The organism is Haemophilus seminalis (assembly GCF_006384255.1).
Taxonomy (GTDB): Bacteria; Pseudomonadota; Gammaproteobacteria; order Enterobacterales; family Pasteurellaceae; genus Haemophilus; species Haemophilus seminalis.
Map to the genome: position 1 here is coordinate 98,716 of NZ_VCED01000004.1, position 21,478 is coordinate 120,193.

The window sequence follows — 21,478 nt, forward strand, 5'->3', positions numbered from 1 at the left end:
AAATTTCACCGCACTTTTCCCTACCCTTGTTTCAAATCATTTGCCTGCTGCAATAGCTGACGGCTTTCTTTTAAGAATTGTTCGGAATAATCGCCGAACCAATCACGCACCTTATGGAAAGCATCAATAAAACCTTGACGATCATTATTTTCAAAGAAAGTTAAGGCTTCTTCGTAAGTTTGTTTTAGCGTTTCAATTACTGCTAAATTTTCTGGTTTATCCATAATAATATCTGCATAAAGCTCTGCATCTTGCGCAAATAAACGACCGATCATCGCAAGTTCTAAGCGATAAATAGGGGAAGAAAGTGCCAATAAATTAGCAAGATTAACGGGCTGTTTAGAAAGATGTAAACCATTCGCGAAAGTTGAAAAATGGCGCAAGGCTTGTATATAAGTCATATTGTGATCGTGTTCTGTGGCATCGGTTTGATAAACCTTTACGCCCCAAATTTGAATTTGCTCAAGTAACCATTTGTAACGTTCAGGAAAACGTCCATCACAACGCACAACCACTTGTTTCGCCATACTTGCAATATCTGGCCCAAACATCGGATGTAAACCTAAAACAGCACCAGAATGGATTTCAAGCATTTTCGCTAGCGGTTCACGCTTAACAGAGGTTAAATCTGCAAGTAGCATGTTTTCCGTTAAATAAGGTTTTAAGCGTTCAACTGTTTCTAAGGTGAGATTAATAGGGACGGAAACGATCACGACATCAGCATTCGCTAAAATACTTTCAGCCATCGCCCAATCTTCGCGATCTAAGATAGAAATTGGATAACCAGATGCACGTAAATAGCGAGCAAATAAACCACCCAATTTACCATAGCCACCCACGATAACAATTTTGTGAATATCAGGATTGATGGTTTTAAAGCCAAATTGATTTTCATTGGCATAGGATTCGCGCATAAAACGGCGTAGAACATCTTCAATCAGATCTGCTGAAATGCCTGCTTTTTCAGCTTCTAAACGACGCGCTTGGAGCATTGCTATTTCACGCTCTGGCGCATAAATAGGTAATCCATGTTGATGTTTAACTTTACCGACTTGAGAAACCAACTCAAGACGTTTAGCAAAAAGTTGGATAAGTTCGCAATCAAGCGAATCAATTTCAGAACGTAAATCCTTAAGGGCTTCCATAAAACTCACCTGAAAAATTTAGTTTACACAATTTGTAAAAAATTAATTACAGATGAGATTACTAGAATTTTATAAGAAAGGCAATTAGGTTATGCAGATTGCGTGATTAACCGTTGTGGGCGAATAATATTCCCGTCGATCAATGCCACGCCTAAGAATAAATTCTCCGCTGAAAATAACCGCACTTGACCGCTTAATTGCTGTTCGTTAGCAAATTTCACTCGCTGACCAAAACCAATAGCTTTACTCTGCTCTGCATTCAAATGAAAAGCGGGCAATTTACTTACTGCAGTATCGGTTGGTAGTAATAGACGATCTAACTCACTTAATGGAAAACTTTCAGCGAGCAGTTGTAACTCATCGATTGGCATCATTTCCGCTACGGGGTAATCCGCTACGGCTGTACGGCGTAACATTGCCACATGCGCGCCACAACCTAGCACTTCACCCAAATCATCTACTAAGGTGCGAATATAAGTGCCTTTTGAACAATGCACTTCTAAGGTTAAATAAGGTGCGTGATATTCAATAAAATTGAGTTCAAAAATCGTAATTGGGCGTGCTTCACGCTCAACTGTAATACCTTGGCGCGCATATTCATAAAGCGGTTTGCCGTTATGTTTTAGTGCAGAAAACATTGTCGGCACTTGTAAAATATCGCCACGAAATTGTTCAAGTGCGGTCAAAATTTGCTGAGTTTCAACATGAACTTCACGAGTTTCCACGACTTGCCCTTCCGCATCGGAAGTATCGGTACGTTCGCCTAATTTTGCCGTAACAAGATAACGCTTATCTGCATCAAGCAAAAATTGTGAAAACTTAGTTGCTTCACCCAAGCAAATCGGCAACATTCCCGTTGCCAACGGATCGAGCGCGCCAGTATGCCCGGCTTTGTTCGCTTGAAATAAACGCTTCACCTTTTGCATAATGTCATTTGATGACATGCCTTGTGGCTTATCCAACAAAAACACACCATCAACATCACGCCAGCGTTTACGAGGTCTAGACATTAGTTGCTTTCCTCAACGTGTTTTTTCTCATCTTCACGCACAACATTTGTCACAAGATTTGACATACGCATCCCTTCCACTAAGGATTGATCGTAAATAAAGCGAATCTCTGGCACGATACGTAAACGCATCGCTTTACCTAGTAATGAACGAATATAAGGCGATGCTTTTTCTAAGCCTTTCATGCCTTGCTCAATTGCCGCTTCATCGTGATCGAATAAAAAAGTCACGAAGATTTTTGCGTAAGATAAATCACTCGACACTTCCACATCAGAAACTGTCACCATCCCAATACGGGGATCTTTCACTTCGCGTTGTAAAATGACTGCTATTTCTTTTTGTATTTCTTGAGCGACGCGATCGCTACGTTTAAATTCTCTTGCCATAGTTATTCCTTATTTATAAAAGCGCCCCATTCTACTGGAAATCATTGGATTTAGCACGCAAAAATCCCTTTCAACCCGATACTGTTTTTCGATAAAATGACACCTGATAATTTGTTTGAATATTCAAACTTCCGATAAAAATCACTTTACAGAGGGCATAATTTATGCAAGCGAGACGAGACGAGACGACCAAGATTGTCGCTGAAAATCATGCATTACAACAAGCATTTTTAAATGAATTAGATGAAAAACTTTGGGCATCTGCCGATAAACTCCGCCAACAACTTGATGCCGCTAACTATAAACATATCGTTCTTGGTCTTATCTTTTTAAAATACATTTCTGATAGTTTCACTCATCAACAGGAAAAAATTCAGGCGGAACTCTCCACACCAGAAAATCCCCTCTATCTTGACCGCACTTTTTTGATACTGAAGAAGAGTATCAAGAAGCTTTAACCACATAACTAGAAAACCGTAACTGCTACGCCGCCGACAATGTGTTCTGGGAACCAACTTCTGCACGTTGGCAAGCCTTACAAGAAGTCTCTATTCTCAACACTAGGGCAGAATTGCCTTGGAATATAGGAAAAGAGCGCGGGAAATTTTCTGGTGTGGCAAAACTGATTGACGATGCTTTTGATGCCATTGAAAAAGATAACGAAAAACTCAAAGGCGTACTCCAACGCATCGGCGGCTATGCCGTAAACGAAGACACCCTGAGTGAGCTGATTATCCCTTTCTCTGATACCAACTTTACTCGCCCTAATTACAACACATATGACGTATAACGTGATGTGAATATTTCACTAGTCTGCACTGAAGATCCTGCCGATTTACTTGGCAAATGGGTGCTTGTTCATGTTGGCTTTGCAATGAGTGTTATTGATGAAGATGAAGCCAAAAAAACTCAAGAAACCCTACTCGCTATGAGTCAACTAGAGCACGAAGTTGGGGATTTTTTAGGGTTAAATCAAAAATAACAATCCGCACGTAAAACGTGCGGTTTTAGGCTCCCCTATAAGGGCCTATACTTCACAAGCCCCTCAAGGGGCTTGTGAGAACTGACAACCGCGTCTAATTATTTCCTTGATTACCCCTTAAAGGGGTCAACATGTTCTTTCGTTAATAAATTATCTTGAACCATATTTTCTTTTTCTTGGTTTCTTATATAATCCTCCACCACTTTTGTATTTAACCCTACTGTGCTTACAAAAATCCTTTCTCCCAGAAATTCCTATTTCCATGTCTATATTTTAAGTTCGTGTGTCTTTCAAAAATCATCAGCGCAGACTTCCCCTTCAGATAGCCCATAAAACCTGATACTGATATTTTAGGTGGGATTTTTAAGAGCATATGGATAGGGTCTGGCATTGCATGTGCTTCTATTATCTCCACATTTTTATAGTCACATAACTACCTCAATATTTGACCTATATCTGCTCTTAACTTTCCATAAATTCCTTTTCTTCTGTACTTAGGGATAAATACAATGTGATACTTACAGTTCCATTTTGTGTGTGATAGACTTGAATCGTCACTGGTTTTACTTACCATGATAATCCTCCTATATGTTGAATTTTGGTTGTCAGCCTTGTTCATTATATAGCGAGGATTTTTTCTGTTCATCACTTAAGCTATTTGGCTCCATACGCATAGCGTATGGTTTTTATAGCCAGACTTTCGTCTGGCTATAATAATAAAATACTCGTTCTAATTGAACGACTATTTTATTTATATGCTATTCCAATCTAAATCCTGATAAAAAATATAATTATCTTTATAAAATTTGGGGAAATCTTCATGGTCTTCTTTTAACCAAGGTTTAAACTTTCCAGTGTAATGAATAATATTTGGCACAAAAGTAAAATGAGGACTTAAATCTATATCTGCCTCTCTCAATCTATCTTCTAACAACCCCACTTGAAAATTAAATCCAATAGGTAATAGTTTAATTAATTCCTTACTTAAGCTAAAATTAATTGTGTCTTGATCACCATATTCAAATTTTTTGCCATATTTTAATGCGCCATCAATAAAATATTTATCAACATTTAATTCACGCCATTTATTTAAATTAATTAGCATCACACCAGAATTAATATACTGTTGTTTATCAAAATACTTATGGAACCAATGGAATTCCATACCATAATCAGTAACAGCTCCCAATAAATAATTATCTATGTCAATATTCCAAAGTTCATCTATTGGCTTATTAATAATTACATCTACATCTAAATAAATAACTTTGTCTATATTTTCTGGGAGTAAACGATGAACAAACAATCGAACTAATGAAAATGCCCCAATATGATCTGGAGATCCTACTGTTGGAAATACAATTAACTTATTAACATCTTCAATATATAAGTCATACAGAGAATTGCCTCGATGAGCTAAATGCTGCCCTACTCTCGTTAATTCAGCTCTTGAAATACCATCATGAATAATATAAATATTTACATTATGATGGTGATAGTGCACTGACTTCAGAGCCACCTCTAAATAACTAGAATAATTTTTATCTAGTACAAATACAATATTCATTAATTAAAAACCTTAATATAGAAAATAAAATCCTTTTCTCCTTTCCAGTATATATTAGGTTGCTATCGAGTTATTCCATACCCAATTTTTCTGGTTTATCTGAAAATACTTAGCAAAACGAAAAAAAATAAAAACGTCAGATTAAACCGACGTTTTTATTATTGAAATTAAAGTGCTTCAATCGCCTTATACTGCTCTTGGATTTTTTCTAATCCAGATTGGTATTCCGCTTGTTTTTCTCGTTCTTTCGCAATCACGGCTTCTGGGGCTTTTGCCACGAAAGCCTCATTGCTGAGTTTGTTTTCGATACGTTTAACTTCGTTTTGATATTTTTCAATCTCTTTAGTTAAACGAGCAAGCTCTGCTTCTTTATTGATAAAGCCAGCCATTGGCACAAGCAATTCAGCATTGCCAACGAGTTTCGCTACCGCAAGTGGTGCTGTTTCGTTTGCGGCTAACACTTGAACGTTGTCTAATTTCGCCATCGCTTTTAAAAGAGCGGTTTGTTTTTCGAGAATCTTTGTATTTTCTGTGCTTAAATTACGGAATAACAGATCTAAGCCTTTACTTGGTGCAATGTTGCTTTCTGCACGGATATTACGTATCGCAACGATCACTTCTTTTAACCACTCAATTTCAGCTTCTGCTTCTGGATCAAAGCCGTTTTCTTCCACTTGTGGGAAAGGTTGTAACATAATGCTGTCAGCCGTAATGCCGACAAAACCTTTCACTTTTTGCCAAATTTCTTCGGTAATAAATGGAATAAGCGGATGGGCTAAACGTAATAATTTTTCTAACACGTGAACCAAGGTTTGACTTGCCGCACGGATTTGTGCTGCGTTGCCGTTGGCAAATACTGGTTTAGTCAATTCTAAATACCAGTCACAGAATTGGTTCCAAGTAAATTCATAAATTGCATTCGCACAAAGATCGAAACGATATTGGCTTAATGAATTACGGAAAGTTTCCACTGTGCGATTAAATTCCGATTGAATCCAACGGTCTGCCACGGAAAATTCAATTTCGCCTTGACTTAAATCTAATTTGTCATTGGTAAGCACGAAACGGCTTGCATTCCACAATTTGTTACAGAAGTTACGGTAACCTTCCAAACGTTTCATATCCCAGTTGATATCACGACCGTTTGAAGCCAATGCAGCTAGTGTAAAGCGCAATGCGTCCGTGCCGTGTGCGGCAATGCCATCAGCAAACTCTTTGCGGGTCGCTTTAGCAATTTTCTCTGCTAATTGCGGTTGCATCATGTTACCAGTGCGTTTTTCAAGTAAATCTTCAAGGCTGATGCCGTCAATCATATCGATTGGATCGAGTACGTTACCTTTCGATTTCGACATTTTTTGACCTTGCTCATCACGGATCAAGCCTGTTACGTACACCGTTTTGAATGGTACTTGTGGTTTGCCGTTTTCATCTTTCACGAAGTGCATCGTAAACATAATCATACGCGCAACCCAGAAGAAAATGATATCAAAGCCGGTAATTAACACATCCGTTGGGTGGAACATTTTGAGTTCTTTGGTTTGCTCTGGCCAACCTAATGTTGAGAACGTCCATAAGCCTGATGAGAACCACGTGTCTAACACATCTTCATCTTGTTTGAGTTCAACCGTAGAATCTAAGTTATATTTTGACCGCACTTCTTCTTCGTTACGCGCGACATAAACGTTACCCTCTGCGTCATACCACGCAGGAATACGGTGTCCCCACCAAAGTTGGCGAGAGATACACCAATCTTGAATATCACGCATCCAAGAGAAGTAAAGGTTTTCATATTGTTTCGGCACGAATTGGATTTCGCCGTCTTCCACCGCTTTAATCGCTACATCTGCAAGCGGTTTCACGCTCACATACCATTGGTCGGTTAACATCGGCTCAATAGGCACACCACCACGGTCACCATAAGGCACTTTCAAATCGTGCGGTTTGATTTCGTCTAATAAGCCAAGCGCTTCAAAATCTGCCACGATTTTCTTACGTGCAGCGAAACGCTCTAAGCCACGGTAATCCGCAGGAATAGTCGCTTCATAGCCAGCAAGTGGTTTGCCGTCAGTACCGATAATTTCCGCTTCATCACGAATATCTGCATTTAAGGTTAACACGTTAACCATCGGCAAGCTGTGACGTTTCCCCACTTCGTAGTCGTTAAAGTCGTGCGCTGGGGTGATTTTCACTACACCGGTACCGAATTCACGATCCACATATTCATCCGCAATAATCGGAATTTCACGATTAGCCAACGGCAGAACGACCGTTTTACCAATTAAAGATTGATAACGCTCATCTTCCGGATGCACCGCCACCGCCGTATCGCCCAACATGGTTTCCGGACGCGTGGTTGCCACCACTAAATAATCTTTACCATCTGCCGTTTTTGCACCGTTTGCTAACGGATAGCGGAAATGCCAAAGGGAGCCTTTGCTCTCTTTGTTTTCCACTTCTAAATCAGAAATCGCGGTATGAAGTTTTGGATCCCAGTTTACTAAGCGTTTGCCACGGTAAATCAAACCTTCTTCGTGCAAACGAACAAACACTTCTTTTACAGCATTGGATAAACCGTCGTCCATAGTGAAACGCTCACGTTTCCAGTCGATAGAGTTTCCTAAACGGCGCATTTGCTGGCTAATTGTGCCGCCTGAATAGGCTTTCCAATCCCAAATTTTGTTGATAAACGATTCACGACCATAATCATGGCGAGTTTTGCCTTCTTCAGCCGCAATTTTACGCTCCACCACCATTTGGGTGGCGATGCCCGCGTGGTCTGTCCCAGCTTGCCATAAGGTATTATGCCCTTCCATACGGTTAAAACGGATTAAAGTATCCATTAAGGTTTGTTGGAAAGCATGTCCCATGTGTAGAGAACCTGTTACATTCGGTGGAGGAATCGCAATGCAATAGCTCTGCGCGTTTTCATTTTCAGACGGTTTAAAATAACCGCTCTCTTCCCAATGTTGATAAAGGGCTTGTTCTACTGCAGACGGATTAAAACGGTCTGCCATTTCGAATTTTTGTGTCATTTATTTATTCTCTTTTAGTAAGATTAAACTTATTTATTGGATCATTTATAAAAATACTATGAAAAGCTTTCCCAAAAATCACTATCTAATTTCTTAATGCTAAAAATTTTTTGTGGCTGAACCCCTAATTCATATTCATAAATATATTTAGCCAATAAATCTCCATTAATCAAAACAATTTTTGCTTTTGAAAAATTTTGAACATATTTTATAGCCTCATTTGAGAATTTTGCAGTAGTCACAAAAATACCTTTTGTTGCATTTCCTTGTAAACCAAGCAATGTTCCTATAAATCGTTGAATATCAGGTTGCCCTATTGATGCATCTTTTTGATAACGTTTTGCTTGTACATAAATCTGTTCAAATCCTAGAACATCACTTTTTATAATCCCATCAATTCCACCATCTCGACTTAATTGTGTAATCTCACCATCCCCATACCCCATTTTTTGAAATAGTTCGATAACAATTTTTTCAAAAGCTGCTGGAGATTTGCTTAAAAGCACTTCGATAATCTCATTATAAATCTCTTTTCTAATAGCTAAATAAGACTTTTCTAACTGTTCAAGTGGATTCACCTCAAGCTCAACAATTTGTTGCGTAATTTCTTCTTTTTCTTGCTCTGATGAAGTATCAAACTTTCTTAAGTAGTTTTCTCTAATATATTTTAAAACATCATCACTAGAGGCATATAAAAGCTTAATACCTAAATCAGAGACAAAATATAATCTTTTATCTTTTACCTTCTCAAAAGAGATCAAACCTGACTTATCTAAATCATTTAATTTCCACAAAACAGTATTTTCAAAAATCTTAGCATTACTTACTTCATATCTACGATTCAGGAAATCATTATCTAAATTAAAATATTCAGCTAATTTACTAATAATAGAAGACTTATCTAAATTTGGATTTGTTTTAAGTATATTTAAGATGGGATTTAATAAATCTTTTGGTTTATTGTAAGCTCGCATATTTCCCCTCTATCAAACCAAACGTAACTACATAAAGCAGCCTTTCACTCGGATAAATAATCCGAATCACCTCTTTCAATTCTTCCAACCCCATATTCTCCTGCTTGGCATGTTGTTCCGTCAGTTCATCAAGAGTAATCGACGACACACTTAATACTTCAATAGTGCAGAAATATTGATTATCTTCAAAGCGCCCCACACGCAGAATATCGCCCGTTTTAAAATGGCTTTCGGATTTATCCCGAATGGTAATGGTTTTACGCCCGGCGAGAATATCGGCTTCAAAACGTTGGTAGAAGGTGATGTCGTTGGATTGCATTTTGATCCTTAAAGTGCGGTTGGGATTTAGAAAGTTTTATAAAACTATCTCAATTCTTTCTTTAAACGATCAATTTCATTTAATAAGCGATATTCTTCTTGATGACAAAAACTCTCAGAACCGAGTTTCTCTCCCTCGCTAGTACAACGAACTTGCTGATATTGTTGTTCTAGTATTTGTAATATTTTTCGTTTTTCTGTATTTGGATCATTTGCCTGCTTTATTTTAGCTGGAGCTGGCGATACTTTAGATGAAACTTGAGCCTCTTGCGTTTTTTGTTGAGTAGTCATCTCTACTGTTTTTTCAGCTTCAACCATTTTTTCTTGTTCAACCGCTTCAGATTTCTGATCTACAACAGAAGTTTTCTCTTTATTTTCTTCTAAAAGAGCAGCTTCCTTTTTAACATCATGTTTTGTGGCCTGTTGAGTTTCTTCAACTTTAGGTGTTGCTTCAACTTTAGGTGTGGCTTCAACTTTATTTTCTTGTTTCTCACAAGCTGAAATCATCAATACAGCTGTTCCCAATAATAAACTTAAGCAAAATTTGGTTTTCTTCATAATTACTCCATTCTGTTATGCTATATTTTCGGTGGAAAGTGTCCATCCCAACGCTCTTAACTGTTTATAACGTTCTCGAGCTTGTGTTTTTAAGACGTCATCTTTCGGTACAAAATCAATAATTTGGGTGAAACTATGGCTAAAATCTGGGATTTCTTGTTGCAAATTAATTAACACATCACGGCGTTGTAAATTTCGTTTCCCAAGCCATGAAATCTCAATCGGTGTGGGATATTGTGTTGCCTCACCCGATAAATTATGAGGAACAAATTCATTAGGATCTCGTTGCCACAAACGCTCGTCAATCTCTAACGCTTGAGCCTCACTTTCACAGCTAATCAATACTTTTTTCCCTAATCGCCATATTGAGGCAGAAAGATTACAGGCTATTTCTTCGACAGTTAAGGTACAATCTTCCGTAAGAATGTAAAATTGCGCAGTTTTTGCCATTTTAGCCCCGTTATTTTCTCAATCTTGCCCTATAAAAAGGGTGAAATTTTAACGAAAAAACCCTAAAAAATAAATAATTAAATATACATTATTACAAATGTGTAGAAATCCACCGCACTTTTATGATCTATGTCACAAAACTGATTTTTAACGTTTTTGTTACGTTCCACTCATAACTCGGAAGTGTTAAAATCAATCCAGTTTTAATATTCATTCAATTCATAGGAGTACAGAATGGCATTTCGTATTGAAAAAGACACAATGGGTGAAGTTCAAGTTCCAGCAGATAAATATTGGGCTGCACAAACTGAACGTTCACGCAATAACTTTAAAATTGGTCCTGCCGCATCAATGCCACATGAAATTATCGAAGCTTTTGGCTATTTGAAAAAAGCAGCCGCATTTGCTAATCATGATTTAGGTGTATTACCTCTTGAAAAACGTGATTTAATTGCTCAGGCTTGTGACGAAATTTTAGCAAATAAATTAGATGATCAATTCCCACTCGTTATTTGGCAAACCGGTTCTGGTACACAATCCAATATGAATGTGAACGAAGTGGTTGCAAATCGTGCTCATGTGTTAAACGGTGGAAAATTAGGTGAAAAATCTATCATTCACCCAAATGATGATGTAAACAAATCACAATCTTCAAATGATACTTTCCCAACGGCAATGCACATTGCGGCATATAAAAAAGTAGTTGAACATACCATTCCTTGTGTTGAACGTTTACAAAAAACTTTTGCGGCAAAATCTGAAGCCTTCAAAAACGTAGTAAAAATTGGCCGCACTCACTTAATGGATGCAACGCCACTCACATTAGGCCAAGAATTTTCGGCTTATGCCGCTCAATTAGATTTCGGCTTAAAAGCATTAAAAAATACTCTTCCGCATTTAAGTCAATTAGCATTAGGTGGTACAGCTGTTGGCACAGGTTTGAACACGCCGAAAGGCTATGATGTGAAAGTGGCAGATTACATTGCAAAATTCACTGCACTTCCGTTTGTCACCGCAGATAATAAATTTGAAGCATTAGCCACTCATGATGCGATTGTTGAAACTCACGGTGCATTACGTCAATTAGCAATGAGTTTATTTAAAATTACGAACGATATTCGTCTATTAGCATCAGGTCCTCGTTCAGGAATTGGTGAAATTTTAATTCCTGAAAATGAGCCAGGTTCTTCAATCATGCCAGGTAAAGTAAACCCTACTCAATGCGAAGCGATGACAATGGTCTGCGCACAAGTATTTGGTAACGACACCACTATCGCATTTGTAGGCTCACAAGGTCACTTCCAATTAAATGTGTTCAACCCAGTGATGATTGCAAACTTCTTACAATCTGCTCAATTATTGGGTGATGCTTGCGTATCTTTCGATGAACACTGTGCAGTGGGTATTGAACCAAACTATCCTCGAATTAAACAACAACTTGAAAATTCATTAATGTTGGTGACCGCACTTAATACGCATATTGGCTATGAAAACGCAGCTAAAATTGCAAAAACAGCTCACAAAAATGGCACAACATTGCGTGAAGAAGCGATTAATTTAGGCTTACTTTCTGCAGAAGATTTTGATAAATGGGTTCGCCCAGAAGATATGGTGGGTAGCCTAAAATAATTCACCGCACAAATTAACATCAGTAATATTAAAGGCGAGTAAAATTACTCGCCTTTTTACTCGTTTCTCATTTGTTTTTTGATGCGGTTTGTTATAATCAACACAATTTTATTCACGGCAATTTACTATGAAAATGAAATCCCTTTTTGTGGCAATGATAACGTTTTTTTCTGCCGCACCTTTTGCTCATTGGCAACCCATCGGAAATGCCGAATACACGTGGGGGCCGTTCCATGTTTATACCATTGGCTTATTTTCCGAAACGGGCACTTATCAAGAAAATGAACGCCCATTAATGCTCTCTTTCAAATATGAAAAACCCATTGAAGGAAAAAATTTTGCGATTACTCTTATTAAAGAAATCGAAACCTTAAAACTTAATGATGGCGATACTCAAAGCTGGCTCAAAGAAATGCAATCCACATTTCCGGATTTTTCCCCAAACGATATTTTGAACTATATTGCCTTACCAGATAGAGGTTACTTTGTATTAAATGATACAGTTTTGGAACACGATTTTGATGCTAAATTTAATCAAGCATTTATCGGCATCTGGCTTGCACCGAATAGTACTTTTGTAAAACTTCAGCCACAATTATTAGGCAAAATGAAAAGCAATCATGAAGCGGCTGAATTTTATCTCAAACCAGAAATTGAATCCTTTGATGAACAAGATTCAATGCCTGAACTGCCGCCAAACTATCTGTTAAATCAAGAGAAAAAATCCTTTGGATAAATAAAAACGCCGCCTTTTATTAAAAAGTGCGGCGATTTTATTTCCATTTTATTTTTGAATAGTAGCAAGAAATTCTTTACGCGTATCACGATCTTTTAAAAATACGCCTCCATAAGCAGAAGTAATAGTATAACTATTTGTATCTTTAATTCCTCGCGCTTTCACACAAAAGTGTGTTGCCTTAATATAAACGGCGACATCCTCTGTTTCTAAAATAGTTTGAAAAGCTGTAAGAAGTTGTTCTGTTAGCCTTTCTTGCACCTGTGGGCGCTGTGCAAAAAACGACACAATACGATTAATCTTCGAAAGACCAATAACCCAATCTTTTGGATAGTATGCTACACAAACTTTACCATCAATCGTCACAAAGTGATGCTCACAAGTACTCGTCAATGTAACATCATTAACCTGCACCATTTCGCTCACTTTCATTTGGTTTTTAATTTTTGTCATTTTAGGGAAATTTGCATAATCCATTCCACTAAAAATCTCATCAATAAACATTTTTGCCAAACGATTAGGTGTTTCTTCAAGACTATCATCTCGTAAATCCAATCCAATTAGTTTCATCACTTCATGCATATGTTTTGCAATACCTAAGCGACGCACTTCTTTACATTGGTTTAGATCTATCATCGGCGTTTCAATGCCCTTAGCAATTAAAGCATTGCGCACACTTATTGCATCTTGTGAAATATCGGTCATAACAGTCTTTCCTAAAAAAATAATGCGTTATTCTAACAAAGGATAAAGCGAACGCAAAATGAGAAAAATCACTAAGTAAAATGAAATCTTTAGTTTTAAGATTTTTCAGACTACAATACTTTAAATTTTACTCTAATTAAGGAATCTCTATGCTCACCTTGGATCAAGCTCGTAATAATATGCTAGAACAGCTCTCCTTTCCTACACAAATTGAAACGCTTAATTTACAACAAGCCGCTAATAGAATTTGTGCAGAAGATGTTATTTCCCCTATTAATGTCCCTTCTTTCGATAATTCTGCGATGGATGGCTATGCTGTACGTTTAGCTGATTTAGAAAAATCACTGACCCTTTCTGTTGCAGGTAAATCCTTTGCAGGAATACCATTTCAAGGCTCATGGCCTGCTCAGAGTGCAATAAGAATCATGACTGGGGCAATGATTCCTGAAGGTGCTGATGCGGTCGTAATGCAAGAACAAGTCAACGTAAATGAAGACGGAACAATCACCTTCTCTGAATTACCTAAAATCAATCAAAATATTCGTCGTATTGGAGAGGATGTTAAAAAAGGGGATATAGTATTAACACAAGGTGATGAATTAAATGCCGTTTCTTTACCATTATTAGCTTCTTTGGGTATCTCAGAAGTAAAATGTTATCATCGATTAAAAGTAGCCATACTTTCCACTGGGGATGAACTTGTCGAGGTAGGTAAACCGTTACAAATTGGACAGATTTACGATACAAACCGATTCACCGTAAAATTACTGCTAGAAAAACTTCATTGTGAAGTTATTGATTTAGGATTATTACCAGACAATGAGGCTGAATTTGAAAAAGCCTTTATATCTGCACAAAAGCAGGCTGATTTAGTGATTACCAGTGGTGGGGTATCTGTTGGAGAAGCCGATTTCACTAAAACAGTATTAGAAAAAGTAGGTGAAATTAATTTCTGGAAACTTGCCATTAAACCTGGTAAACCTTTCGCTTTTGGTAAACTAGAAAATGCATGGTTTTGTGGCTTACCTGGTAACCCTGTCTCTGCACTTGTTACTTTTTATCAACTCGTTCAGCCCCTTATTGCAAAATTGCAAGGTCAAAAACGATGGAAAAATCCAGCACGTTTTTCAGCAATTGCTTCAACAAACTTAAAAAAAGCTCCTGGTCGATTAGATTTCCAACGAGGTTTTTATCACATCAACTCACAAGGACAAATTGAGGTTAAGTCGGTTGGGTTTCAAGGATCTCACTTATTTAGTGCATTCATAAAAAGTAATTGTTTTATTGTATTAGAACAAGAGCGTGGCAATGTATCAGCAGGTGAACGTGTAACCATAGAACTCTTCAATCATTTATTGGGGTAACCTATGACTGAATTAAGTTACGAAGAAGAGCTACGATATAACCGGCAAATTATTCTTAAATCGATTGATTTTGAAGGACAAGAAAAACTAAAAGAGAGCAAAATGCTCATTGTAGGTTTAGGTGGATTAGGCTGTTCGGCTAGTCAATATTTAGCCGCTTCAGGTATAGGGCATCTAACCCTATTAGATTTTGACCATGTTTCACTTTCCAATCTACAACGTCAAGTGCTTCATTGTGATGCTAGACTGAATATGCCAAAAGTTGAATCTGCTAAAATAGCCCTAGAACAGCTTAACCCACATATTGATATTCAAACAATAAATGCAAAACTAACCGAAGAAAAACTGGCCGAATTAATACCGCACTTTGATCTAGTCTTAGATTGCACTGATAACGTCGATATTCGTAATCAACTTGATCGCCAATGCGAGAAAGCGCATATTCCCTTAATCTCTGGTGCGGCAATCCGAATGGAAGGGCAGATTTCAGTCTTTACCTATGAATCAAATACACCAACCTATCGTGAACTAAGTAAATTATTTGGGCAGAACATATTAAGTTGTGTAGAAGCAGGAGTAATAGCCCCAATTGTTGGGATTGTTGGTTCTATTCAAGCATTAGAAGCTATTAAAGTGCGTTTAAAAATTGGCAAGAATTTATGTGGTAGATTACTCATTATTGATGGCTTTTCAATGAACATTCGAGAAATAAAATTACCAATAAATAACCCTTAGTTTTATGAGAATATTTTATGATGACTGAAATCGAAAAACTTGATCCTGATACAGCAATTGATATTGCGTACGATATTTTTCTAGAAATGGCAAGTGAAAATCTTGATCCTGCCGATATCCTTCTCTTCAACCTACAATTTGAAGAACGAGGAGCTGTTGAGTTTGTAGAAACTGCCGATAACTGGGAAGACAAAATTGGCGTACTCATCGATCCAAATGAATATGCCGAGATTTGGGTTGGATTAGTAAACAATCAAGATGAAATGGACGATATATTTGCAAAATTTTTAATTTCTCACCGAGAAGAAAATCGTGAATTTCATGTTATCTGGAAAAAATAATATCAAATACTAAAACTAAAAAATCCCTATTGAATTCACAATAGGGATTTTTCTATTTAATCACAAAATTATTTAGCAGCTTCTTTCACCGCATCAATTGTTTGATTCGCTTTTTCACCTATAGATTGTTTCATTTCTTCCATTTTTGAAGACGCTGCATTTTTGGCTTGTTCAACTTTTTCCATTGCCACATTCTTCGCATCTTCAACTTTAGCCATAGCTGCATCTTTAGTTTCAGCTATTTTTTCTGCTGCCGCTGATTTTGCAGAATCTACAGCGTTACTCGCCATATCCTTCACATCAGATACAGCTTGTTGTGCAGTAGTTTTTACATCTGCTGCAGCATTAGTTGCAGCTTCTTTCACATCCGTAACAGCTGAAGTTGCCGCTTGTTTTGCCTCTGCAACTTTTTGTGCTGCCTCATCTTTATCAAAACAACCGGTTAAAGCGACCGTTGAACCTAACACCAATGCAGCTAATGCTAATTTTTTCATGATAAATCTCCATCTAGTATTCATTTTGCAAAGCCCTATTGCTTTGTGTGGCGTAGTTTACGCATATTTCTTAAAAAGGAAATAGGTAAAATAAAAATTTACATTTCTTTAAAAATCTTTACAAACAAAAATACAACTAGCCAATTGATAAATAAAGTATATTTATAAAGTTCCATGAAAAATATTTATTTTTTGTAAAGATAAACAACCATTAATTTAATTATTAATAATACAATTAGAACAACGTATCTGCATTTTTATACATGAGAATTTTTGCATATTGTCCAGACCAATTTAAATATGCAATAGTGGCTGGGTAAAAACTGATTGGATTTCGCTTTCCATAGAGCTCCGCTACAATTTCACCGACTAAAGGTAAATGAGAAATAATAAATATAGATTTTATACCTTCATTACGCAATACAGAAAAATAATCCGTCACCATTTCTGCATTGCCATAAGGTGTAACACCGTCCCAAATTTCTATTTTTGATGATAGTTCACCATTAAAAGCCTGATTTACCTGCTCGAAGGTTTCTTGTGCTCGCACATAAGGACTAATAATAATACGATCTGGCGTGGCTAACTCTAACTGTTTTCTTAACCATTGCCCCTGAGTAAAGGCTTGTTTAATACCATAGGCAGTTAAGCGACGAGCTTTATCGCTATTAGCCATTACTTCAGCCTCGCCATGACGCATAATAAAAATATTCATTTGCTTTCCTAAGTATTTGATAAAAATAAACCGCACTAAATAAAGTGCGGTTAAAAAATTAATGAGATTTCACTGCTTCTGCAATTTCTTCTGCACATTGTTGTGCAAGTGCAGCATCTTGGCATTCCACCATAACGCGAATAAGTGGTTCTGTACCCGATTTACGCAATAAAATACGGCCTTTACCTTCTAAACGTTTTTCAACGTCTGCGGCAACAGATTTTACAGCATCACTTTCAAGTGGATTTTCCCCACCTGCAAAACGTACATTGATTAACACTTGAGGGAATAATTTAACCGCACTCGCTAATTCATTTAATGATAATTTATGCTGAGCCATCGCCGCCAATACAGCTAATGACGCAACAATGCCATCGCCAGTTGTATTTTTATCCGCAATGATAATATGTCCTGAATTCTCACCACCAAGCGTCCAATCGTTTTCAACCATTTTTTCCAATACATAACGATCGCCCACATTTGCGCGTAAGAAAGGAACACCAAGCATTTTCAACGCAATCTCTAAGCTCATATTACTCATTAATGTGCCAACGACACCGCCTTTTAATTGACCTGAGCGTAATGCTTCACGCGCAATAATAAAGAGAATTTGGTCGCCATCGATTTTATTTCCTAAATGATCGACCATCATAATGCGGTCACCATCGCCATCATAAGCTAAGCCAACGTCAGCTTTCATTTCAACTACTTTAGCTTGCAATGCTGTCACATCCGTTGCGCCACATTTTTCATTAATGTTCAAACCATTTGGATCTGTACCAATTTCAATGACTTCCGCACCAAGCTCTCTCAACACGTTAGGCGCAATATGGTAGGTTGCACCATTTGCACAATCTACCACGATCTTATAACCATCCAAGCCTAAGTGTGCTGGGAATGTGCCTTTACAAAACTCAATGTAACGTCCTGCTGCGTCATTAATACGGCTTGCTTTACCTAATTCAGCAGATTCCACGCAATCCATCGGTTGCTCTAACATCGCTTCAATGGCTTCTTCAATTTCATCAGGTAATTTAGTACCTTTTGCTGAAAAGAATTTAATGCCATTATCATAATAAGGATTATGAGAGGCTGAGATCACGATACCCGCTTCAGCACGGAAAGTTCTAGTTAAATAAGCAATAGCAGGTGTAGGCATAGGGCCGGTAAATGCAGCAGATAAACCCGCAGCAGCCAAACCTGCTTCAAGGGCTGATTCCAACATGTATCCCGAAATTCGGGTATCTTTACCGATTAGAACCATTTTAGAACCTTGGGAAGCTAATACTTTTCCCGCAGCCCAGCCTAATTTTAATGCGAAATCTGGTGTGATTGGATAAGTGCCCACTTTTCCACGTACACCATCTGTTCCAAAATATTTACGATTTGCCATAATACAATTCCTTTAATTTTTTTATAAAACCATCAGGCATTTTCTGTCGCCTGCCAAACTTTGAGCATATCTGATGTTGCCGCAACATCATGTACGCGTAAAATTTTTGCACCTTTTTGTGCTGCAATAAGCGCACCTGCCGCACTACCTATCACTCGCTGATCGACGGGTTTATCAAGCACAGCGCCAATCATTGATTTGCGAGATAATCCCGCTAATACTGGATAGCCCATCTGACAAAATTCATTCAGATTTTGTAATAATTGATAATTATGCAGTACAGACTTACCAAAACCAAATCCCATGTCCCAAATTAAGTTTTCTTTTTTAACACCAGCAGAAAGACATTCATCAGTACGTTTCTGTAAAAAAGCTAATACATCTTGTACGACATTTTCATAATGAGGATTTGCCTGCATCGTTCTAGGTTGACCTTGCATATGCATAATACAAACAGGTAAAGCAAGTTTTACTGCGGTTTCTAACGCATTTGGCTCTTGCAAAGCACGAATATCATTAATCAAATCCATTCCAACATTCGCTGCTTCACGCATCACAACTGCTTTTGAGGAATCGACAGAAATCCAGCAATCAAAACGGCTTCGCACCGCCTCCACTACTGGCACAACACGATGCAATTCCTCTTGTTCAGAGACTTCATCCGCATTAGGACGCGTAGATTCACCGCCAATATCAATAATTGTCGCACCTTCTTCCAACATTTTTTCAACTTGAAAAAGCGCTTTATCCAAACTAAAAAACTGTCCGATATCAGAAAAAGAATCAGGCGTAAAATTAAGGATTCCCATAATCTGAGGAACACTTAAATCAAGACATTTATTATTCGCGTAAAGTTTCATAAAGTGCGGTGGATTTTTAGATTAATTTTAGTCGGGCGATTATAGCGGAATACGCTGAAGAAAAAAATCATTAGGGAAAAATAAAGCCTTTCCGAAGAAAGGCCTTATTGATTAGAGAATTGATTAGGAATTAGAATCTACCGAATTTTCACCCGCACTTTGAGCATTATTGCTATTTGCATAAGCAGCTTGCCCAATGTGCTCTTCCCATCCAGATGGCGGAGTGACTGGTTCACGATTCATCAATTGTTTGATTTGTTCTTCTTCAATGGTTTCATATTTGACTAACGCATCTTTCATGGCGTGAAGAATATCCATATTGTCGATCAAAATCTGTCTTGCTCTCGCATAGTTACGATTTACAATTGCACGAACTTCTTCATCAATTGCATGAGCCGTTTCATCTGACATATGTTTTGCTTTCGCCATTGAACGACCTAAGAAAACCTCGCCCTCATCTTCCGTATAAAGAATTGGACCTAATTTGTCAGAGAATCCCCATTGCGTCACCATATTACGCGCGATATTAGTCGCTACTTTAATATCATTTGATGCACCTGTTGAGATATTTTCTTCACCATAAATCAAATCTTCTGCCAAACGACCTGCATACAGGGTAGAAAGCTTACTTTCTAATTGTTTTTGGCTAATACTAATTTGATCACCTTCAGGCAAGAAGAACGTCACACCCAACGCTCTGCCACGGGGAATAATAGTCACTTTGTGTACAGGATCATGCTCAGGAACTAAATAACCCACAATCGCATGACCTGCTTCATGATAAGCAGTCGACTCTTTTTGTTTATCCGTCATAATCATGGTACGACGCTCTGGCCCCATATTGATCTTATCTTTCGCTTTTTCAAACTCAAGCATGGTTACCGTACGTTTATTTACTCGAGCAGCAAATAAGGCAGCCTCATTCACTAAATTTGCTAAATCTGCACCGGAATAGCCAGGCGTACCACGCGCCAATGTCATTGCATCAACATCTTGTGCTACAGGCACTTTGCGCATATGTACTTTTAAGATTTGCTCACGACCTTTTACATCAGGCAGACCAACAACAACTTGTCGGTCAAAACGGCCTGGACGAGTTAAGGCTGGATCAAGTACATCTGGACGGTTAGTCGCTGCAATAACAATTACACCATCATTACCGCTAAATCCATCCATTTCAACTAGCATTTGGTTTAAGGTTTGTTCACGCTCATCATGTCCACCGCCTAAACCTGCACCGCGTTGACGCCCCACAGCATCAATTTCATCAATAAAGATTAAGCAAGGTGCATTTTTCTTAGCCTGTTCAAACATATCACGTACACGAGATGCCCCAACACCCACAAACATTTCTACGAAATCAGAACCAGAAATAGTGAAGAATGGAACTTTTGCTTCCCCTGCAATAGCACGAGCCAATAAGGTTTTACCAGTACCAGGAGGACCAACCATCAGAATACCTTTTGGAATTTTACCGCCCAAGTTTTGGAATTTATTCGGATCACGCAAGAAATCAACGATTTCGCCTACCTCTTCTTTTGCTTCATCGCAACCAGCAACATCCGCAAAAGTAACCTTAATCTGATCTTGATTCAGCATTTTGGCGCGGCTTTTACCAAAGCTCATCGCCTTGCCGCCACCACCTTGCATTTGGCGCATAAAGAATACCCATACACCAACAAGGAATAACATTGGGAACCAAGAAATTAAAATTTGAGATAAGAAACCACGTTTTTCAAATGGCGTACCTTCCACCTTCACTTTTTTGCTTAATAAATCATCAAGCAATTTTTTATCTTCAAGTGGGGGCATTACGGTTGAATATTTAGATCCATCCGTTTTCGTTACCGTAATTTCATTGGCATCAAAACGAGCTTCTGTCACTTGTCCATTGCTTACATCGTAAACAAAGGTTGTATAATCAGTAGAATTATCTACCGAGGAGGAATTAAAACTCTGGTATGCTGTCATCATAATGACCGCTACTACCACCCAAAGCACCAGATTTTTGACCATATCGTTCAAAGTCTAACCTACCTTTCCTAAGTTAAAAAATTTTTTACAAGATACTACACATCATTAGC

General features: G+C 37.9%; 20 protein-coding genes and 3 pseudogenes. 7 read left to right on the forward strand and 16 right to left on the reverse strand.

What is annotated here, in order from left to right; all coding sequences use genetic code 11:
- Positions 1-20 precede the first annotated feature (20 nt).
- The 3 genes from tyrA to rbfA form a co-directional block, all read right to left on the reverse strand.
- Positions 21-1,145 (reverse strand): bifunctional chorismate mutase/prephenate dehydrogenase, encoded by a 1,125-nt coding sequence (gene tyrA, locus FE813_RS06765; protein ID WP_180978700.1) that lies wholly within the window; start codon positions 1,143-1,145, stop codon positions 21-23.
- An 89-nt stretch (positions 1,146-1,234) separates the two neighbouring features.
- A complete protein-coding gene (gene truB, locus FE813_RS06770) occupies positions 1,235-2,155 on the reverse strand; it encodes a tRNA pseudouridine(55) synthase TruB (RefSeq protein WP_139989973.1) in 921 nt (306 codons plus the stop codon).
- Positions 2,155-2,541 (reverse strand): 30S ribosome-binding factor RbfA, encoded by a 387-nt coding sequence (gene rbfA / locus FE813_RS06775; protein WP_118800409.1) that lies wholly within the window; start codon positions 2,539-2,541, stop codon positions 2,155-2,157. The genes truB and rbfA overlap by 1 nt, the downstream gene beginning before the upstream one ends.
- A gap of 115 nt (positions 2,542-2,656) precedes the next feature.
- Between rbfA and FE813_RS06780 the strand changes: the two are divergent.
- Both FE813_RS06780 and hypC read left to right on the forward strand, forming a co-directional pair.
- Positions 2,657-3,316, forward strand: a pseudogene (locus FE813_RS06780) (type I restriction-modification system subunit M N-terminal domain-containing protein); the annotation flags it as partial.
- A gap of 15 nt (positions 3,317-3,331) precedes the next feature.
- Positions 3,332-3,523: pseudogene (hypC, locus tag FE813_RS06785) on the forward strand (HypC/HybG/HupF family hydrogenase formation chaperone); the annotation flags it as partial.
- 110 nt (positions 3,524-3,633) lie between these two features.
- On the opposite strand, the pseudogene tnpA reads toward hypC, so the two are convergent.
- The 7 genes and pseudogenes from tnpA to FE813_RS06820 form a co-directional block, all read right to left on the reverse strand.
- Positions 3,634-4,097 (reverse strand): annotated as a pseudogene (tnpA, locus tag FE813_RS06790) (IS200/IS605 family transposase).
- A 177-nt stretch (positions 4,098-4,274) separates the two neighbouring features.
- Positions 4,275-5,090 carry a glycosyltransferase family 8 protein gene (locus FE813_RS06795; RefSeq protein WP_139989974.1) on the reverse strand — a complete coding sequence of 272 codons (816 nt, stop codon included), beginning with the start codon at positions 5,088-5,090 and terminating at the stop codon, positions 4,275-4,277.
- A gap of 167 nt (positions 5,091-5,257) precedes the next feature.
- On the reverse strand, positions 5,258-8,122 hold the full coding sequence (gene valS / locus FE813_RS06800) for a valine--tRNA ligase (protein WP_139989975.1): 2,865 nt from the start codon (positions 8,120-8,122) through the stop codon (positions 5,258-5,260).
- Positions 8,123-8,178: 56 nt separating this feature from the next.
- Positions 8,179-9,096, reverse strand: a complete 918-nt coding sequence (locus FE813_RS06805; protein WP_111407361.1) for a restriction endonuclease — start codon at positions 9,094-9,096, stop codon at positions 8,179-8,181.
- Entirely contained in the window at positions 9,080-9,415 is a 336-nt protein-coding gene (yqfB, locus tag FE813_RS06810; protein ID WP_139989976.1) for a N(4)-acetylcytidine aminohydrolase, read from the reverse strand. The genes FE813_RS06805 and yqfB overlap by 17 nt, the downstream gene beginning before the upstream one ends.
- 44 nt (positions 9,416-9,459) lie before the next feature.
- Positions 9,460-9,972, reverse strand: a complete 513-nt coding sequence (locus tag FE813_RS06815) for a hypothetical protein (RefSeq protein ID WP_139989977.1) — start codon at positions 9,970-9,972, stop codon at positions 9,460-9,462.
- 15 nt (positions 9,973-9,987) lie between these two features.
- A complete protein-coding gene (locus FE813_RS06820) occupies positions 9,988-10,422 on the reverse strand; it encodes a DNA polymerase III subunit chi (RefSeq protein WP_139989978.1) in 435 nt (144 codons plus the stop codon).
- Between the two features lie 234 nt (positions 10,423-10,656).
- On the opposite strand from FE813_RS06820, the gene fumC reads away from it, so the two are divergent.
- Both fumC and FE813_RS06830 read left to right on the forward strand, forming a co-directional pair.
- Entirely contained in the window at positions 10,657-12,051 is a 1,395-nt protein-coding gene (gene fumC / locus FE813_RS06825) for a class II fumarate hydratase (RefSeq protein WP_139989979.1), read from the forward strand.
- Positions 12,052-12,178: 127 nt separating this feature from the next.
- Positions 12,179-12,787, forward strand: coding sequence for a chalcone isomerase family protein (locus tag FE813_RS06830; RefSeq protein ID WP_139989980.1), 609 nt, complete (start codon positions 12,179-12,181; stop codon positions 12,785-12,787).
- 48 nt (positions 12,788-12,835) lie between these two features.
- Here FE813_RS06830 and folE read toward each other — a convergent pair whose 3' ends face one another.
- Positions 12,836-13,492, reverse strand: a complete 657-nt coding sequence (folE, locus tag FE813_RS06835) for a GTP cyclohydrolase I FolE (protein ID WP_139989981.1) — start codon at positions 13,490-13,492, stop codon at positions 12,836-12,838.
- Between the two features lie 149 nt (positions 13,493-13,641).
- On the opposite strand from folE, the gene moeA reads away from it, so the two are divergent.
- From moeA to FE813_RS06850, 3 genes are read left to right on the forward strand one after another with little or no spacing between them, the layout of a single operon-like run.
- Entirely contained in the window at positions 13,642-14,856 is a 1,215-nt protein-coding gene (moeA, locus tag FE813_RS06840) for a molybdopterin molybdotransferase MoeA (RefSeq protein ID WP_139989982.1), read from the forward strand.
- Positions 14,857-14,859: 3 nt separating this feature from the next.
- Positions 14,860-15,591, forward strand: a complete 732-nt coding sequence (moeB, locus tag FE813_RS06845) for a molybdopterin-synthase adenylyltransferase MoeB (protein WP_139989983.1) — start codon at positions 14,860-14,862, stop codon at positions 15,589-15,591.
- A 20-nt stretch (positions 15,592-15,611) separates the two neighbouring features.
- Positions 15,612-15,932, forward strand: a complete 321-nt coding sequence (locus FE813_RS06850) for an HI1450 family dsDNA-mimic protein (protein ID WP_180978707.1) — start codon at positions 15,612-15,614, stop codon at positions 15,930-15,932.
- A gap of 68 nt (positions 15,933-16,000) precedes the next feature.
- Here FE813_RS06850 and FE813_RS06855 read toward each other — a convergent pair whose 3' ends face one another.
- The 5 genes from FE813_RS06855 to ftsH all read right to left on the reverse strand — a co-directional run bounded on the left by FE813_RS06855 (position 16,001) and on the right by ftsH (position 21,410).
- On the reverse strand, positions 16,001-16,426 hold the full coding sequence (locus FE813_RS06855) for a hypothetical protein (protein ID WP_139989985.1): 426 nt from the start codon (positions 16,424-16,426) through the stop codon (positions 16,001-16,003).
- Positions 16,427-16,661: 235 nt separating this feature from the next.
- Positions 16,662-17,141: a phosphohistidine phosphatase SixA gene (gene sixA / locus FE813_RS06860; RefSeq protein ID WP_139989986.1), complete on the reverse strand. Its 480-nt coding sequence runs from the start codon at positions 17,139-17,141 to the stop codon at positions 16,662-16,664.
- 58 nt (positions 17,142-17,199) lie between these two features.
- On the reverse strand, positions 17,200-18,534 hold the full coding sequence (gene glmM / locus FE813_RS06865) for a phosphoglucosamine mutase (protein WP_139989987.1): 1,335 nt from the start codon (positions 18,532-18,534) through the stop codon (positions 17,200-17,202).
- Between the two features lie 32 nt (positions 18,535-18,566).
- A complete protein-coding gene (gene folP / locus FE813_RS06870) occupies positions 18,567-19,394 on the reverse strand; it encodes a dihydropteroate synthase (protein WP_139989988.1) in 828 nt (275 codons plus the stop codon).
- Positions 19,395-19,517: 123 nt separating this feature from the next.
- Positions 19,518-21,410 carry an ATP-dependent zinc metalloprotease FtsH gene (gene ftsH / locus FE813_RS06875; protein ID WP_139989989.1) on the reverse strand — a complete coding sequence of 631 codons (1,893 nt, stop codon included), beginning with the start codon at positions 21,408-21,410 and terminating at the stop codon, positions 19,518-19,520.
- Positions 21,411-21,478: the final 68 nt, after the last annotated feature.